The sequence below is a fragment of the Nonomuraea fuscirosea genome (assembly GCF_035917475.1).
Taxonomy (GTDB): domain Bacteria; phylum Actinomycetota; class Actinomycetes; order Streptosporangiales; family Streptosporangiaceae; genus Nonomuraea; species Nonomuraea fuscirosea.
Map to the genome: position 1 here is coordinate 11,909,741 of NZ_CP109074.1, position 15,045 is coordinate 11,924,785.

The following is a 15,045-nucleotide window of genomic DNA, read 5'->3' on the forward strand; positions in this document are numbered from 1 at the left end:
CGGCGCTTCCAGACCCGGCAGTCCGCACGGAAGGCCCGTGCTGCGTCAGGGGCCCGTGCCGCGTCAGCGGTCCGTACTGCGTCAGCGGTCCGTACTGCGCGAGAGGGGGCTGGACGCGCGGAAGGGGGCTGGACGCGCGGAAGGCGCGCACCCTGGGTGGGGTGCGCGCCTTTCGTCGGGTGCGCGCCGGTGGCGGGCGCGCACCGGGGCCGTCCGGGTCAGCCGGCGCGGCGGCGGTTGCCGCCGCCCCCGCGGGCCTGGCGGCGCTGCTGCTTGCGCTCGGTCGCGGCGGACGGCGCGATGTCGTCCTCGTCCGTGGCCAGGTCGGGCGACTGGAAGATCACCGCGAACGGGCTGGGCGGGATGATGCGCTCCGGCTCCTGGCGCGCCGGTGGCGGCGGCGTGGACAGGAAGCTCGGCTCGGGCACCTGCTGCGCGACCGGCTCGGCCTGACGCGCGACGGGCTCGGCCTGACGCGCGACGGGCTCGGCCTGACGCTCGGTCACCGGCTCGGACCGGCGGGTTGTCGCGGGCGCGGCCTCCCGCTCGGTCACCGGCGCGGCGGCCCGGCGCTCGGTCACCGGCTCGGCCGTCTCCGGCTCGGGGGCGGCGGCGCGGGCGCGGGTGCGCCTGGCCGGAGCCTCCGTGACCGCATCGGCGGCCACGTCCGAGGCGGTCCTGCGGGTACGGGTCCGCCTGGCGGGCGCCTCCGTGACCTCCTCGGCGTCGGCCGGCTGCGCGGGCGTGCCCGCGACCGGCGACTCGGGGGCCTCGGCGAGCGCCTGCTCGATGGCCGAGGAAGCGGCGCCCCTGCGGGAGCGGGTGCGCTTCGGCTCGGCCGCGGCCTGGACCTCGTCCGCCGTGAAGATCGCCGGAGTCTCGTCCGTCTTGGCATTCACAGGCTCGACCTCCGGCCTCTCGACGGGTGCGTTGTCCGCCAGCTCCCGTCCGCCGCGGGTGCGGCGGCGCTGGCGCGGCGTACGGGCGGGGCGCTCCTCGCGCTCCTCCCGGCGTCGTCCGCCACGGGTGCGGATCCGGCCGGTCTCACCGAGGTCCTCGATGCGCTCCGCGGACAGTCCGGCGCGTGACCGGCTGGCGTGCGGCAGGACGCCCTTGGTGCCCTTGGGGATGTTCAGCTCGGAGTAGACGTGCGGCGAGGTGGAGTAGGTCTCCTCGGGCTCGGCGAAGTCCATGCCGAGCATCTGGTTGATCATCTTCCAGCGGGTCAGCTCCTCCCACTCCACGAACGTGACCGAGATGCCCGTGCGCCCGGCCCGGCCGGTGCGGCCGATGCGGTGCACGTAGGTCTTGTCGTCGGTGGGGCAGTCGTAGTTGACCACGTGGGTGACGTCGTCGATGTCGATGCCGCGGGCCGCCACGTCGGTGGCCACCAGCACGTCGATCTTGCCGTTGCGGAACGCCCGCAGGGCCTGCTCGCGCTGGCCCTGACCGAGGTCGCCGTGCACGGCCGCGACGGCGAACCCGCGCGTGTCGAGCTGCTCGGCGACCATGTCGCAGGCTCGCTTGGTCTCGCAGAAGACCATGGTGAGCCCGCGGCCCTCGGCCTGCAGCAGCCGCGCGACGATCTCGATCTTGTCCATGCGGTGGGCGCGCCACACGATCTGGCGCACCTGCGGCGTGGCCTCACCCTCGCCGCTCTCCATCTCGGCGCGTACGTGCGTCGGACGGTTGAGGTATTTGCGCGACAGCGAGACGATCTCGCCCGGCATGGTCGCCGAGAACAACATCGTCTGCCGCTGCGCCGGGATCAGCTTGAAGATCCGCTCGATGTCAGGCAGGAAGCCCAGGTCGAGCATGCGGTCGGCCTCGTCGAGCACGAGGGTGGTGACCTGGCTCAGGTCGAGGTGCTTCTGCTTGACCAGGTCGAGCAGGCGGCCGGGGGTGCCGACGATGACGTCGACCCCGGCCTTGAGCGCCTCGATCTGCGGCTCGTACGCACGGCCGCCGTACACGGTGAGGACCCGGGAGCCGAGCTTTCCGGCTGCGGTCACGAGGTCCTCGCTGACCTGTACGGCCAGCTCACGGGTCGGCACGATGACCAGCCCGCGGGGCTTCTTGCGGTTCTTGCGCGGCTTGCCGATGCTCTGGAGCATCGCGATGCCGAACGCGAGGGTCTTTCCCGTGCCTGTGCGTGCCTGGCCGATCAGGTCCTGGCCGCTCAGGGCGAGCGGGAGTGCCATCTCTTGGATGGGGAACGGTGCGACGATACCCTCGGTCTCGAGGGCATCGGCGATCTCTGGTGTGACTCCGAGGTCTCGGAAAGTCGTCAGCGTGGCCTGCCTCAGTCTCAAATGAAGGCGGGCCTGCCGGGACCGACGGGCGGAAAACAGCCCCGTGTCGTGGGTCCTCGCGGTAGAGCCAGCCCTCTCGCGTCATCAGCGACCGCGCACCCGGGGAATCGGGGGTAATCGGGGGATTCCCCCGAATTAACACAGTGCGGTCGCACTTTCACAGAGCAGTGTACTCGATACCACAACGCTGACCGAGCTTGCGTATGTTCCCGTAGATTCACCGAAGTACGCTGCCTTCCATGAACGAGTCTCCTGGAGTCGTCGATCTGCTCGGCGTGCTGGCCTATGCGGAGCTCAGCGCGTACGAGCGGATGACCGAGGACGCCGCCACCCTGGCGCCCTCGCTGGCCGACCGGGCCGCGCTGAGCGAGCTGGCCGTGACCGAGTACGCCCACTTCCGCCTCCTGCGCGACCGGCTGGGCGAGCTCGGCGCCGATCCCGACGCGGCGATGGCGCCGTTCGTGGCCGCGCTGGACGCCTGGCACGCGCAGACGAGGCCGGCCGACTGGCTGCAGGCGCTGGTCAAGACGTACGTGGGAGACGGCATCGCGCTCGACTTCTACCGGGAGGCGGCCAGGCACCTCGATCCCTCGATCGCCAAGCTGGTGGACGAGGTGCTGGTGGACGAGGAGCGCTCGCAGTTCGCGGTCGAGCGGGTCAGGGCGGGCATCGAGGCCGAGCCGACGGCCGCCGGGCGGCTCGCGCTGTGGGCACGCCGGCTCGTCGGGGAGGCGCTCAGCCAGGGGCAGCAGGTGGCCTCGGCGCGGCCGGAGCTGGCTCTGCTGCTGATGGAGTCGCTGGGGGAGGGGCAGACCGATCTCTCCCGGCTCTTCGCGAGCCTGACCGAGGCGCACAACAAGCGCATGGCGGCCATGGGCCTCTGACCTGCTCCCTGCCTGGCTTTCCCCCTCCCACACCGCCTGTCTGGGCGGTGCGACTGTTGTGCGGGTTGTCCTGCGGGGATTGTGCGGCTGTTGTGCGGTTTGTTCTGCGGCGGGTCTGGTCATCGGGCGGCGCGAGGGCACGAAACGGCGGTAGCGTGCCAGACATGAGGGCCTCGCGCCGCTACGGCAGTTCCTTGACCAGATGTGGGCCGAATCGCTGGACCTCGCGCGCGGTGTTGCGGAGAGGGAGCGCGGAATGCCCGGCGACCGAACCGGGACGGGCGTACGTCCCCCGCCGCCGATGGCCCCGCGCCTGCGCACTCGCCCGCCCCGGCACCCACCACTGACCCGACCCCGCCAGGCCGCCCGCGCGCGGCGAGCCAGGTGATGGCTCGTGCTCGTGAAGGGGTACGGCGGTCGAGCCGTACCCCCTTCGATGAGTCTCTACAGCGTGCCGCCGAAACCGACCGGCCGGGCCTCGTCCTCACCGATCTCGACGAACCCGAGCGAGGCCACCGGCACCAGCACCCGCCTGCCCTTCACGTCGGTGATCGAGAAGACGCCGCCGCGATCGACGGCCAGCGCGTTTCTGATCTCCTCCTCGACCTGCTGGGCCGTGAGCTCGGTCTCGACAACGAGTTCGCGGTGTACGGACCGTACGCCGATCTTGACTTCCATGGTGGCTCCCTATTCGACGGGCTGGCTCACTCCATCGTGACCGCTCAGGCCCGCGAAAAGGGTGAATGATCGCGGCCAGCGAACGGGTTATGCCGTACGCGGAAAACCGCTGATGCCGCGCCAGGCCAGCCGGGCCATGAGCTGCTCGGCCGCGTCCTTCGGAATCGAGCCGTGGGTGGTGACCCAGTAGCGGGCGCTCACCTCGGCCATGCCCACCAGCCCGACCCCGAGCAGGTGCGCCTCGTCGCTGGTGCAGCCGGTGTCCTCCTGGATCAGCTCGCTGACCATCTCCGCGCACTGGCTGAGCGAGCGCTCGACCCGCTGGCGTACCGGCGCGACGTTGCGCAGGTCCGACTCGAAGACCAGGCGGAACGCCTCACCCTGGCTGGAGACGAAGTCGAAGAACGCGCTGAACGTGGCCTGCACGCGCAGTTTGTTCTCCTGCGTGGAGGCCAGCGCTTCTCTGCACCGGTTGACCATGTCCTCGGCGTGCAGGTCGAGCAGCGCCAGATAGAGCTCGAGCTTGCCGGGGAAGTGCTGGTAGAGCACCGGCTTGCTGACCCCGGCCCGGTCGGCGATCTCGTCCATGGCGGCCGCGTGATAGCCGTTCTCCACGAACACTTCCTGCGCGGCGCTCAGGAGTTGCCGGCGGCGGGCCAGACGGGGCAGCCGGGTGCCCCGGGGTTTGGCATCCGGGGTTGCGGTCACGCGGGTCTCCATTGCTCTCTCAGCGGGCTGTGCGGACATCCTACGTGCGCGCCGGCCGCGGCCCGGTGACAACGCTCATCACCGGTCATCCGTCGCGCACCTCGCCGGCGTCAGCCCAGCTCAGCGGTAGTCCTCGTCGTCGAGGTCCACCTCGCGGTCCTGGTCGGCGGCGTCGGCGGGATCGACGTCGAGCGGCAGCTCACGGCGCAGTCTGCCGGTCTGCGCGCCCAGCTCGCGCTGCTGCTCGGCGGCGTCCGCCTCGGGCGTCTCGATGGACAGCTCCCCCTCGTCGATCGACACCTCTGCCTCGTCCTCCTCGATGTAGGCCCGCTCATCCCCGCGAATGTCCATCTCCGACATCTCTGTCCCCTCTCGGTGTGGACGCACCCAGCCTACGCCCGGCGGAAAAGGTCGCCGCGCTTCTCCACTCTGGCGAGTACGTCGGGCGCGGTGAAAACCAGATCATCAGGATCTTCGCAGCTCTCGACCTCTTTCCACGTGAGCGGCGTCGACACGGTGGGCCGTTCTCCGGCCCGCAGCGAGTAGGGCGCGACGGTGGTCTTGGCCGGGTTGTTCTGGCTCCAGTCGATGAACACCTTCCCCGGACGCAGCTTCCTCGCCATCACGCTGACGACCTCGTCGGGATGCTCCTTGGCCAGGAGCTGGGCCAGCCTCTTGGCGTACGCGGAGGGCTCCTCGCGGCAGTCCCAGTCCGCGTACAGCTGCATGCCCTTGTTGCCGCTGGTCTTCGGCACGGCCGTGAGGCCCTCCTCCTTCAGCGCCTCGCGCAGCATGAGCGCCACGCGCGTGCACTCGACGATCGTCGCGGGCGGCCCCGGGTCGAGGTCGAAGACGAGCGTGTCGGGCGGCAGCGCCGCGCCGTCCTCGTCCACGCGCCACTGGGGGACGTGCAGTTCGAGTGCGGCGAGGTTGGCGTAGTAGACGAGCGTGGGCAGGTCCTCCACGACGGCGAAGTCGATCGTCTCGCGGTTCTTGGTGCTGCCGGGCACGGGCAGGCTGACCCGCCTGACCCAGTCGGGCGTGTGGTCGGGGGCGTTCTTCTCGAAGAAGAACTGGCCGGTGACGCCGTTGGGGTAACGCTTGACGGTCAGCGGCCTGCCTTCGAGGTGCGGCAGCAGGACGGGCGCGATGCGGCTGTAGTAGTCGATGATCTCGGCCTTGGTGAAGCCGTACTCGGGATAGAGGACCTTGTCCAGGTTGCTCAGGGCCAGCTCGCGGCCGTCCACCTTGACCGGCACCTTCATCGCGTGACCTCCGCGGGGAGCTTGTCGGGGCGCAGACCGCGCCACACGGGATGGCGCAGGCGCTGCTCGTCGGTCCACATCGTGTAGGCCACCTCCCCGACCAGATCGGGCCTAACCCACCGATTTCTCCACGGAACCTCGTTGCGGAACGGGCTGCGCGGGATCTCCAGGGGCCGCAGCATCCGGTACAGATCGTCGAGTGCGGCGTCGGTGAACCCCGTGCCGACGTGCCCCACGTACGTCAGCCCCTCGTCCGTGAACACGCCCATGACCAGCGACCCGATGCCTCCCGCGCGGCGTCCCTTGCCGGGCTTCCAGCCGCCGATCACGACCTCGCGGGTGGTCAGGTTCTTCACCTTGATCCACCAGGGCGACCGGGTGCCCGCCCGGTAGGGCGAGTCGAGCCGCTTGGCGACCACGCCTTCGAGTCCCTGCTCGTGCGTGGCGCTGAGCAGGTCGGACGCGCCGGGGAAGTAGGGGGCCGCGCCGATGTCCAGCTCGTCCAGCAGCGCGCGGCGGTCGCGGTAGGTGAGGTCGAAGAGCGGCGTCCCGTCGAGATAGAGCAGGTCGAACGGCATGTACGTGATCGGGTACAGCCGCAGCAGGTCCGGCTCGGGGTCGGTCAGGTGCATGCGGTGCTGGAGCCGGATGAAACTGGGCCGGCCACGGGGGTCCAGCGCCACGAGCTCCCCGTCGATGACTGCGTTCTCGATCCCGAAGCCGGAGATCTCCGGATAGCGGCGCGTGTACTCGACCCCGTGCCGGCCCATCAGCCGCACACCGCCGCCGTCGAGGTGCAGCAGGGCCCGGATTCCGTCCCACTTGACCTCCAGACCGTACAGATCGCGGTCGGAGGGTAGTTCCCCAGGTACAGCGAGCATCGGTTCGATTGGGTATGGCATTGGTTGCCCCATGACGGGTATGTGCCCCAAGGCGAGCTGTTGAGAGCTGAGGAGTGTCCATGCGCAGCATCTGGAAAGGTGCGATCTCCTTCGGACTGGTGACGATCCCGGTCAAGCTCTACTCCGCGACAGAACAGAAGGACGTCTCCTTCCACCAGGTGCACCGCGAGGACGGCGGCAGGATCCGCTACAAGCGCGTGTGTACGCAGGACGGCGAGGAGGTGCCGTACGCCGACATCGCCAAGGGCTACGAACTGGCCTCGGGCGAGATGGTCGTGCTCACCGACGAGGACTTCGAAGGTCTGCCCCTGACCACCTCGCGCCGGATCGACGTGCTCCAGTTCGCCCCCGCCGAGCAGATCGACCCCATCTACTTCGCCAAGTCGTACTACCTGGAGCCCGACGCGCAGGGGGCGAAGCCGTACGTGCTGCTGCGCAACGCCCTGGAGAGCTCGGGCCAGGTCGCGGTGGTCAAGGTGGCGCTGCGCCAGCGCGAGTCGCTGGCGACGCTGCGGGTCAGGGACGGCGTGTTCGTCCTGGAGACCATGCTCTGGCCGGACGAGATCCGCACGCCCGACTTCGGCTTCCTGGAAGAGGACATCGAGGTACGCGCCCAGGAACTCAAGATGGCCGAGTCCCTCATCACCACCATGGAGTCGGACTTCGACCCCAGCGAATACCACGACACCTACCGCGAGGCGCTGCAGCAGGTGATCGAGGCCAAGGTCGCGGGCAAAGAGGTCATCCCCGCCCAGGAGGAAGAGGAGGGCGGGCCCGCGGTGGACCTCATGGCGGCGCTGCGGGCGAGCGTGGAGGCCGCCAAGCGCGAACGCGAAGGGGCGCCGGCCAAGCCGAAGAAGGCGGCCGGGAAGCCGAAGAGCGAGGAGAAGGCCCCCGCCAAGCGCAAGACCCGCAAGTCCGCGTAGCAGCCCCCTGAGGGCCCGGTCGCGCTGCGGGCCCGCTCCACCGAGCGTGCTGTGCCGCCCGGTCCTGCTTCACCGAATCCTGCCGTGCCGCCGGTCTCGCTTCACCGAGCCCTGCCGTGCAACTGGTCCTCCTTCGCACTGAGCCGTGCCGTGCTGCTGGGTTGCCTCACTGAAGCCCCCTTGCTGAGCTGCGAGCTTGCTTCTCGCCGCCCTCCACTCCTGCAGCTCTGTCCTCTGTACGGCCGCGTAGGCCGTTCTGCGGCCGTGTGACCTGCCCGCCGATCCACAGACCGGTCGCTCACCGGACCGCATCAGCCATCGCACCGGCCATCGCATCGGCCAGCGCATCGGCCAGCGCATCGGCTCCGGCACAGCTCAGCGAGTCGGCGACGAGTGGATCACCAGACGGGTCCTACCCGGCCTGCCATGTCGATCACCAAATGGGACATATCAGGATAATTCGTGTTACTTCATCGTATAGCCCTTTAATGCAAGCAATAAGATTGTTAATGCAGAGCAAAATGGAGCTGTGCCTGTTTGCTAGGCAATCTGTCGGAAATGACAGCTTGTGGATGACTCTTCAGCGGGCGTCCAAGATTTGTTTCCGGTTATTGCGGAAACGTCGAGAACGGGGCAATCGATCCTTTAGGGGGAATACGCAATGCCCAAGCTCAAGAGCGTACTCGCAGGCCTCGCCGTCAGCACCGCGCTGGCCGGCGGTGTGGTGAGCGCGGGAGCGGCCACCACCGCTGCCAGTGCCGACGCCGCCACCCAGGTCAGCACCGGCACGTCCGTCCTCACCAACGGCTGCGGCTGGGGCTGGCGGCGCAACCGCTGCGGCGGCTGGGGCTGGAACCGTGGCGGCTGGGGTTGGCGCCGTCACCACCACCACAAGCTCCGCGTCAACGTCAAGATCCACAACCGCAACTACAACCGCAACCACGACCACAACCACTTCCCGAGGGGCGAGCGCGACGCCGTCACTCGGTAATTGACGACCGTCCAGGAGTGGGTCCGTAGTTTTATACGGAACGTTATCCCTTTCTCCTAGCGGCACCCAGGTGAGGGCTCTCCGGCGTTTGCCGGAGGGTCCTCATCCTGTTATTCGCGCACCCGTGGAAAAGCGCTCGCCTTTATGAGGTGAGGGCGGCTCGGGCCTGCCCGCGTACGTACGCGAGGCCTGTCCGTCCTGGAACACGTCGGAGCGACGCGCAGGACCACCACCTCACAGCGGCGAGGACATCGCTGTGAGGTGGTGACCCGCGTGCCAGGCGGCGCGTTAACCGCACGCCGAGGTCGCACAGAGCCGCATGGACGGCCGCCGATGGCGCGAGGGAGCGGAGAGACAGTGGTGCAGTGGCGCTCTGGTGGAGTGGCGCTGTGGCCGGCCGGCGACCCACACCTCCCCACGGCCGATCCCTGCGCCGAGAGCTGCCAAGGGGCGGTGACGTCGCTCGACTTACGACCCACGCCTCACGATGCCGCTCCCGCAATGAGGACCGCCGTTGCACGAAAGCCCCCGCGCGCGTGCAGAGGACGGCGGGCCCGCACGAGCAGCGGACCCGCCGAGTGCCCGTGGTCGCCGGGTGGATCCGACGAAGGGGGACGCGCCAAGTGCCGGTACCGATCGGGCGGGTGTTCGGCGTGGGCGGATAGACGCCTTGACTGCCTGTACCGGTCGGGCGGGTGTTTGGTGCAAGGGGACGGCCGTGTTGAGCGTTCGTGCAGGGTGTGGCGTCGGGAGATGGACGCGTCGAGGGGGCGTACAAGCCCGGTGGATGTTCGATGTGAGGGCCGGACGTGCTGAGTGCCCGCATTCGCCGGGTGGGCGTCCGGTCCTCGGTAAGGAGGTCGGGTACCGCTCGCCGGTGAATGCGGGCACTCAGTGGTGTGCCTGAGCTCATCGCCCGGGTCGTTCATCGCCCTGGGCGGACTCCGCGCCGGCGCGGTGGGCGCGCGGCGGGTTCAGGCCGTGCCAGAGGTGTTACCACCTGTGGCGGTCACCACCGTTGTGGTTGTGGTTCCGGTTGATGATGACGATCCTGATGCGTCCCAGGCCGTGGTGGTGGCGACCCCAGCGGTTGCCGTGGTTCCAGCCCCAGCCGCCGCAGCGGTTACGCCGCCAGCCCCAGCCGCAGCCGTTGGTGAGGACGGACGTGCCGGTGCTGACCTGGGTGGCCGCGTCGGCGCTCGCCATGGTGGTGGCCGCTCCCGCGCTCACCACACCTCCGGTCAGAGCGGTGCTGATGGCGAGTCCTGCGATGACACTCTTGAGCTTGGGCATTGCGCTTTCCCCCTAAAGGATCGATTGCCCCGTTCAGCCGCTGCAGGGCTGTCCGCGTCAAAGCGAATGGGCCGTCCAGCGACTCGGATGACGACTAACATTTCATCCGCACACAGCATATTTCCAAGAGAAAGCGCGACAAACCGGACTTACCGGTTTTTGCCCGACACAAGGCATTTCCATGGGACGGCGAACAGCGCGGCACCCACGACGAAAAGCCGGGACGGCGATTCCCGGCCGGCGATGACAATGGCGTGAAAAACGCAGCGAGGGCTCCCCGGCTGTTGCCGAGGGAGCCCTCACCGAGTTGCCGTGGAGACGAGGAGAAATGAAAGCCTCAGGCCGAACCGCGAGAGAAAGCGGACCGCTCCCGAGAACCCGCATCAATAGCGGGCACTCATCCCTGCGCCATCAACGCACGGACTTTGTTACCAGTTCTGCCCGTCACGGCGCTGGTGGTGCTCCTCGTGGCCGTTGTCGTTGTGGTTGTCGTTGCGGATCACGATGCAGATGTGGCCGCCACGGTTGCGCCGGTGGCCGCCCCAGCCCCAGCCCCAGCCGCCGCCACCGTGGTGGCCCCTGTTGCAGCGCTGGTGGTGACGACGGTGGTGGTGGTGACGGCCCCAGCCCCAGCCGTCCGACGCGAGGACGGACGTGCCGGTGGTGACCTGGGTGGCGGCGTTGGCCGCGGTCGTCGCCGCGCCCGCGCTGACCATGCCGCCGGTCAGCGCCGTGCTGAAGGCGAGGCCTGCGATAACACTCTTGAGCTTGGGCATTGCGTTTTCCCCCTAAAGGATCGGTTGCCCCGTTCTCGGCGTTTTCCGGATTGCCGGGAAACTGATCTGGACGGCTGCTGAAGGCTCATCCACGGAATGTCATTTCCGGGCCGGTGGGCGGGCAAACGGTCACGACCCCATTTTGCTCTGCATTAACAATCTTATTGCTCGCATTAAAGATTTATCCACTGAAAAGAGAGGATATGTCCGAATCTTCCGCATTTGGCCCGGCCAAGTATGGGCGGCAACGGGTCATCGCCCGGACGTCTAACGACGCCGGACCCTTTTCTAGTGCCGGTGGTGCGCATGCGCGGCCGCTCCCGGACGTCGAAAATCCGCGAGCGAACAATGGCACGGCGCCGGCCGCGACAAACACACGAATAGGCTTGGCCGTTTTCACCGCAATGGGGATGCGTACCAAAAACCATGTGCGTTGCCCGGCGCGCGCGGCGGGCAACGTCGATCGGGGAATGGCGATCGAGCCGTCCCAAGAGATGTCCGCCGCTGTGCGTGGATCCCGGCCATGACGATCGTCGGCCCGCTCCACCCGCTAACGGTACGTGCCTCGATCGTCACACTCGGTATCGTCATGCTTTCCGGCCGCGATGGCCATAAACGGCTTACGCCAGCCTTTGCCACAGCCTTGGTGTGTCAAGAGATCGCTTAGACCCCTATCCAACGAAAAATCCAGAAACGCCCAGGCCCTCTGGGTGGCCAAGCATGAGCGATCTGCGCAGGGGCGGCCCTCCAGCCGTCCGCCATCGCCATCCGCGACGCCGGTCCGACGACGGTGTGGAGGCGGTGCTGGTCGATGGCGGAGGAGGAACCGTGATGGTCGTCGGTGAACGACGGCGGTCCAGGGGGCGCGGCGGATGGCGGGGTGAAGGTGGCGAGAGGCGCTAATGGCGGTGGTGGGGTGTGCTGCGGGGGTGGTTAGCGTTTGCCGGTCTTCTTTAGATGGTGGGTGGAGGCGAAGCCTCTGCGGCCGAGGTCGGTTCCGTGGATGCGGCGCCACTTGCCGAACTTCTTGCAGCTGCCCCACGTGCGATCCCCCGGATACAGCTTGTCCACGACCCGGCCCGCCGGGGTCACCCGTACGTTCAGCCGGGTTTTCACCCGGACCACCCGGTACCTGCAGCCGGGGCGGTCGAGGGTGGTGGTCGCGTTCGCGGGGCGGGTGTCGCCGAGGACGACGAGCCCTCCGCCCAGGACGGTGAGCGCGAGGGCCGTGGCCGCGAGGGTTGCGGTGGTGTGGGTGGTGAGCATGGCGTACCCCTGGTGCTGGTTGGGACGTGACGCCTTGCTGTCCAGATAAAGCGTGTAAATGCCCCTCTGTACGGAATCCGGACTGCACCAAGGGACGATGGTTATCGTGGAAAGACGGGGTGTTCGAAGGAGACGAGGAGGAGAGATCATGGCCGCGCAGCCGGTCCCACACTGGCCGGGACGCATGATCGGCCCGGTGTACGTCCGATCCACGCCGAAGGGGCCCGCCGAGCAGGCGGTGTTCGTGCACGGCCTGGCGGGGGCGGCCACCAACTGGACCGATCTGATGGACGAGCTCAAGGACACCGTCACCGGCCATGCCATCGACCTGCCGGGCGCGGGGTTCTCGCCCGTGCCGGCCGACGGCGACTACTCGGTCGCGGCCCACGCGGGCGCGGTGGTCGGCCTGCTGGAGCACACGGGCCCGGCCCACCTGTTCGGCAACTCGCTCGGCGGCGCGATCGCGGTCAGGGTGGCCGCCTCCCGTCCCGACCTGGTCCGTTCGCTGACGCTCGTCTCGCCGGCCCTGCCCGATCTGCTCCCGAGGTACGGCCCCGTCCGCATCGCCGCGGCGGCGGTGCCCAGGCTGGGCGAGTGGGTGGCCGACCGGCTGCGCCTGATCCCGGTCGAGCAGCGCATCACCGCGTCCATGTCCATGGTGTGGGCCGACGCGGGCGCCGTGCATCCCGTACGCCTGCGCGACGCCATCGACGAGCAGCGCAGGCGCGACGACCTGCCGCACGCCGGCGAGGCGATGATCCGCTCCGCCCGCGGCATCGTCGCCGAGTACTTCCGCCGGGGTGAGGACACGCTCTGGCGGCAGGCGGAGAAGGTCAGGGCCCGCACGCTGATCATTCACGGCCGCCACGACCGCCTGGTCCGCCCGGCCATGGCGCGGAAGGCGTACCGTACGTTCCGGCAGGTCAGGCTGGTGCTGCTGCCGACGGCGGGGCACGTGGCGATGATGGAGACGCCGAAGGTGGTGGCGGCCGAGGCACGCCGTCTGATCAGTGAGACTCGATTGGGGAATGCCCCACTGCCCAGCTAGGTTTCACAGTTGAGATGAGACCCCTGAAACGGGAGCGTAGAACGTGTCGTTGCCACCGCTGGTCGAGCCGGCCGCAGAGCTGACCGTCGACGAAGTGCGCCGCTACTCGCGCCACCTGATCATTCCCGATGTGGGCATGGCGGGGCAGAAGCGGCTGAAGAACGCCAAGGTGCTGTGTGTGGGTGCCGGTGGCCTGGGCTCGCCCGCGCTGCTGTATCTCGCGGCGGCGGGGGTCGGCACCCTCGGCATCATCGACTTCGACGTGGTCGATGAGTCCAACCTGCAGCGCCAGGTCATCCACGGCCAGTCCGACGTGGGCCGGCCGAAGGCCGAGAGCGCCGCCGCCTCGATCCGCGAGATCAACCCGCTGGTCGAGGTCGTGATCCACAACACGGCGCTGACGACCGAGAACGTGATGGAGATCTTCTCCGGCTACGACCTCATCGTCGACGGCACCGACAACTTCGCCACCCGCTACATGGTGAACGACGCCGCCGTGCTGCTCGGCAAGCCGTACGTCTGGGGCTCGATCTACCGCTTCGACGGCCAGGCGAGCGTCTTCTGGGCCGAGCACGGGCCCTGCTACCGCTGCCTCTACCCGGAGCCCCCGCCTCCCGGCATGGTGCCGTCGTGCGCCGAGGGCGGCGTGCTCGGCGTGCTGTGCGCCTCCATCGGCTCCATCCAGGTCAACGAGGCCATCAAGCTGCTGACCGGCATCGGCGACCCGCTGGTCGGCCGGCTGATGATCTATGACGCCCTGGAGATGAAGTACCGCGACGTCAAGGTCCGCAAGGACCCCGAGTGCGTGCTGTGCGGCAAGACCCCCTCGGTCACCCAGCTGCTCGACGACTACGAGGCGTTCTGCGGCGCGGTCTCCGACGAGGCAGCCGAGGCGGCCAGTGGCTCCACGATCACCGCGGTCGAGCTCAAGGGCATGATGGACCGCGGCGAGAGCATCTACGTCGTCGACGTCCGCGAGCCCAACGAGTACGAGATCGTCTCCATCCCCGGCGCCACGCTGATCCCGAAGGGCGAGTTCCTCAACGGCTCGGCCCTGGAGAAGCTGCCCCAGGACAAGAAGATCGTGCTGCACTGCAAGTCGGGCGCGCGCTCGGCCGAGGCGCTCGCGGTCGTCAAGAACGCCGGCTTCGCCGACGCCGTCCACGTGGGCGGCGGCGTGCTGAGCTGGGTCAAGACCGTGGACCCGAGCCTGCCCAGCTACTGAGGGTTTCTGCGTATGCTCCCCAGACACGGCCTTTAAGGTCGAAGGTGTGAACTCTGCCCGCCCCTGGCCCACACTCGTGGTGGCCTCCGCGCTGACGCTGTTCTGCGCGGTGACCGCCGGAGTGGCGGGCAGTGCGGCGGGCACGGAGCTCACCAGGGGGCCCAGCACGGCCGAGCTGCGCACGGCGGCCGCGCAGGAGGTGGCCGAGCGCTGGCGCGCCTGGCCGACCGGCCGCATCTTCCCCGCGACGCTGCCCTACTCCGCCGAACAGGGCGGGCGCGAGCGGGCCCACCGGGTCGGCATCTCGCCGCACTCGGCGTGCGGCGCGGACGCCGTGGACGCCAAGGCGGTCGAGGCGCTGCGGGCGGCGGGCTGCAAGGGTGTTCTGCGGGCCACGTACGTGGACGCGCTGCGCGGCGTGCTCGTCACGATCGGCGTGGTGGCGCTGCGTGACGAGCCGGGGGCCGTACACGCCAAGTCCGCCTTCGCCGACAACGGCAAACCGGCACCGGGCTTGCGCCCGCTGGCCTTCACCGGCACGGTGTCCGACCGGTTCACGCCGGCCGTGCGCCAGTCGGGGTCGGTCCGCCAGGCGGGCCCGTACCTGGTGCTGACCACTGCCGGCCAGGTCGACGGGCGGCCGGCGGACGCGGCCGGGGAGCCGCGGCCCGCGATCTTCGCCTTCGCCACCGACATCGCCGAGCGGGTGCTGAGCGAGCTGAGCACGCCGAAGATGCCCGACTGCGCCGCCAGGGAGTGGCGGTGCTGACC

At 69.0% G+C, this 15,045-nt stretch carries 15 protein-coding genes; 6 read left to right on the forward strand and 9 right to left on the reverse strand.

Translation table 11 applies throughout. From position 1 onward, the window contains the following. Positions 1-218 precede the first annotated feature (218 nt). Complete coding sequence (locus OIE67_RS55000; protein ID WP_326635316.1) at positions 219-2,201, reverse strand: DEAD/DEAH box helicase; 1,983 nt, start codon at positions 2,199-2,201, stop codon at positions 219-221. A gap of 350 nt (positions 2,202-2,551) precedes the next feature. Here OIE67_RS55000 and OIE67_RS55005 point away from each other — a divergent pair, with 350 nt between their 5' ends. Beyond that, on the forward strand, positions 2,552-3,196 hold the full coding sequence (locus OIE67_RS55005) for a ferritin-like fold-containing protein (RefSeq protein ID WP_326635318.1): 645 nt from the start codon (positions 2,552-2,554) through the stop codon (positions 3,194-3,196). A gap of 444 nt (positions 3,197-3,640) precedes the next feature. Here OIE67_RS55005 and OIE67_RS55010 read toward each other — a convergent pair whose 3' ends face one another. From OIE67_RS55010 to ligD (OIE67_RS55030), 5 genes are all read right to left on the reverse strand, one after another. Beyond that, positions 3,641-3,874, reverse strand: a complete 234-nt coding sequence (locus tag OIE67_RS55010) for a DUF3107 domain-containing protein (protein WP_106240896.1) — start codon at positions 3,872-3,874, stop codon at positions 3,641-3,643. A gap of 87 nt (positions 3,875-3,961) precedes the next feature. After that, positions 3,962-4,582: a TetR/AcrR family transcriptional regulator gene (locus OIE67_RS55015; RefSeq protein WP_326635320.1), complete on the reverse strand. Its 621-nt coding sequence runs from the start codon at positions 4,580-4,582 to the stop codon at positions 3,962-3,964. Between the two features lie 120 nt (positions 4,583-4,702). Next, on the reverse strand, positions 4,703-4,933 hold the full coding sequence (locus OIE67_RS55020; protein WP_326635322.1) for a hypothetical protein: 231 nt from the start codon (positions 4,931-4,933) through the stop codon (positions 4,703-4,705). 41 nt (positions 4,934-4,974) lie between these two features. Beyond that, positions 4,975-5,847 carry a non-homologous end-joining DNA ligase gene (gene ligD, locus OIE67_RS55025; protein ID WP_326635323.1) on the reverse strand — a complete coding sequence of 291 codons (873 nt, stop codon included), beginning with the start codon at positions 5,845-5,847 and terminating at the stop codon, positions 4,975-4,977. After that, the gene (gene ligD / locus OIE67_RS55030) at positions 5,844-6,728 is read right to left on the reverse strand and encodes a non-homologous end-joining DNA ligase (RefSeq protein ID WP_326635325.1); all 885 of its coding nucleotides are present in this window, start codon (positions 6,726-6,728) and stop codon (positions 5,844-5,846) included. Before ligD (OIE67_RS55030) ends, ligD (OIE67_RS55025) begins: the two co-directional genes overlap by 4 nt. Positions 6,729-6,808: 80 nt before the next feature. Here ligD (OIE67_RS55030) and ku point away from each other — a divergent pair, with 80 nt between their 5' ends. Both ku and OIE67_RS55040 read left to right on the forward strand, forming a co-directional pair. Further along, entirely contained in the window at positions 6,809-7,675 is an 867-nt protein-coding gene (ku, locus tag OIE67_RS55035) for a non-homologous end joining protein Ku (protein ID WP_326635327.1), read from the forward strand. Positions 7,676-8,336: 661 nt separating this feature from the next. Continuing rightward, complete coding sequence (locus OIE67_RS55040) at positions 8,337-8,666, forward strand: hypothetical protein (protein WP_326635330.1); 330 nt, start codon at positions 8,337-8,339, stop codon at positions 8,664-8,666. A 993-nt stretch (positions 8,667-9,659) separates the two neighbouring features. On the opposite strand, the gene OIE67_RS55045 is transcribed toward OIE67_RS55040, so the two are convergent. The 3 genes from OIE67_RS55045 to OIE67_RS55055 all read right to left on the reverse strand — a co-directional run bounded on the left by OIE67_RS55045 (position 9,660) and on the right by OIE67_RS55055 (position 12,001). Continuing rightward, complete coding sequence (locus tag OIE67_RS55045) at positions 9,660-9,959, reverse strand: hypothetical protein (RefSeq protein WP_326635332.1); 300 nt, start codon at positions 9,957-9,959, stop codon at positions 9,660-9,662. 428 nt (positions 9,960-10,387) lie between these two features. Beyond that, complete coding sequence (locus tag OIE67_RS55050) at positions 10,388-10,735, reverse strand: hypothetical protein (protein ID WP_326635334.1); 348 nt, start codon at positions 10,733-10,735, stop codon at positions 10,388-10,390. A 933-nt stretch (positions 10,736-11,668) separates the two neighbouring features. Then, positions 11,669-12,001 carry a hypothetical protein gene (locus OIE67_RS55055; protein ID WP_326635336.1) on the reverse strand — a complete coding sequence of 111 codons (333 nt, stop codon included), beginning with the start codon at positions 11,999-12,001 and terminating at the stop codon, positions 11,669-11,671. Positions 12,002-12,149: 148 nt separating this feature from the next. On the opposite strand from OIE67_RS55055, the gene OIE67_RS55060 reads away from it, so the two are divergent. From OIE67_RS55060 to OIE67_RS55070, 3 genes are read left to right on the forward strand one after another with little or no spacing between them, the layout of a single operon-like run. Beyond that, positions 12,150-13,049: an alpha/beta fold hydrolase gene (locus OIE67_RS55060; protein ID WP_326635338.1), complete on the forward strand. Its 900-nt coding sequence runs from the start codon at positions 12,150-12,152 to the stop codon at positions 13,047-13,049. A gap of 43 nt (positions 13,050-13,092) precedes the next feature. Continuing rightward, positions 13,093-14,274, forward strand: coding sequence for an adenylyltransferase/sulfurtransferase MoeZ (moeZ, locus tag OIE67_RS55065; protein WP_326635340.1), 1,182 nt, complete (start codon positions 13,093-13,095; stop codon positions 14,272-14,274). A 46-nt stretch (positions 14,275-14,320) separates the two neighbouring features. Beyond that, the gene (locus OIE67_RS55070; protein WP_326635342.1) at positions 14,321-15,043 is read left to right on the forward strand and encodes a hypothetical protein; all 723 of its coding nucleotides are present in this window, start codon (positions 14,321-14,323) and stop codon (positions 15,041-15,043) included. The last annotated feature ends 2 nt before the right edge of the window (positions 15,044-15,045 follow it).

What these genes read in the sequence shown, in the direction of transcription:
- OIE67_RS55000 (WP_326635316.1), bottom strand. Translation starts at nt 2,201, where the DNA reads ATGGCACTCCCGCTCGCCCTGAGCGGCCAGGACCTGATCGGCCAGGCA.
- OIE67_RS55005 (WP_326635318.1), top strand. Translation starts at nt 2,552, where the DNA reads ATGAACGAGTCTCCTGGAGTCGTCGATCTGCTCGGCGTGCTGGCCTAT.
- OIE67_RS55010 (WP_106240896.1), bottom strand. Translation starts at nt 3,874, where the DNA reads ATGGAAGTCAAGATCGGCGTACGGTCCGTACACCGCGAACTCGTTGTC.
- OIE67_RS55020 (WP_326635322.1), bottom strand. Translation starts at nt 4,933, where the DNA reads ATGGACATTCGCGGGGATGAGCGGGCCTACATCGAGGAGGACGAGGCA.
- ligD (WP_326635323.1), bottom strand. Translation starts at nt 5,847, where the DNA reads ATGAAGGTGCCGGTCAAGGTGGACGGCCGCGAGCTGGCCCTGAGCAAC.
- ligD (WP_326635325.1), bottom strand. Translation starts at nt 6,728, where the DNA reads ATGCTCGCTGTACCTGGGGAACTACCCTCCGACCGCGATCTGTACGGT.
- ku (WP_326635327.1), top strand. Translation starts at nt 6,809, where the DNA reads ATGCGCAGCATCTGGAAAGGTGCGATCTCCTTCGGACTGGTGACGATC.
- OIE67_RS55040 (WP_326635330.1), top strand. Translation starts at nt 8,337, where the DNA reads ATGCCCAAGCTCAAGAGCGTACTCGCAGGCCTCGCCGTCAGCACCGCG.
- OIE67_RS55045 (WP_326635332.1), bottom strand. Translation starts at nt 9,959, where the DNA reads ATGCCCAAGCTCAAGAGTGTCATCGCAGGACTCGCCATCAGCACCGCT.
- OIE67_RS55050 (WP_326635334.1), bottom strand. Translation starts at nt 10,735, where the DNA reads ATGCCCAAGCTCAAGAGTGTTATCGCAGGCCTCGCCTTCAGCACGGCG.
- OIE67_RS55055 (WP_326635336.1), bottom strand. Translation starts at nt 12,001, where the DNA reads ATGCTCACCACCCACACCACCGCAACCCTCGCGGCCACGGCCCTCGCG.
- OIE67_RS55060 (WP_326635338.1), top strand. Translation starts at nt 12,150, where the DNA reads ATGGCCGCGCAGCCGGTCCCACACTGGCCGGGACGCATGATCGGCCCG.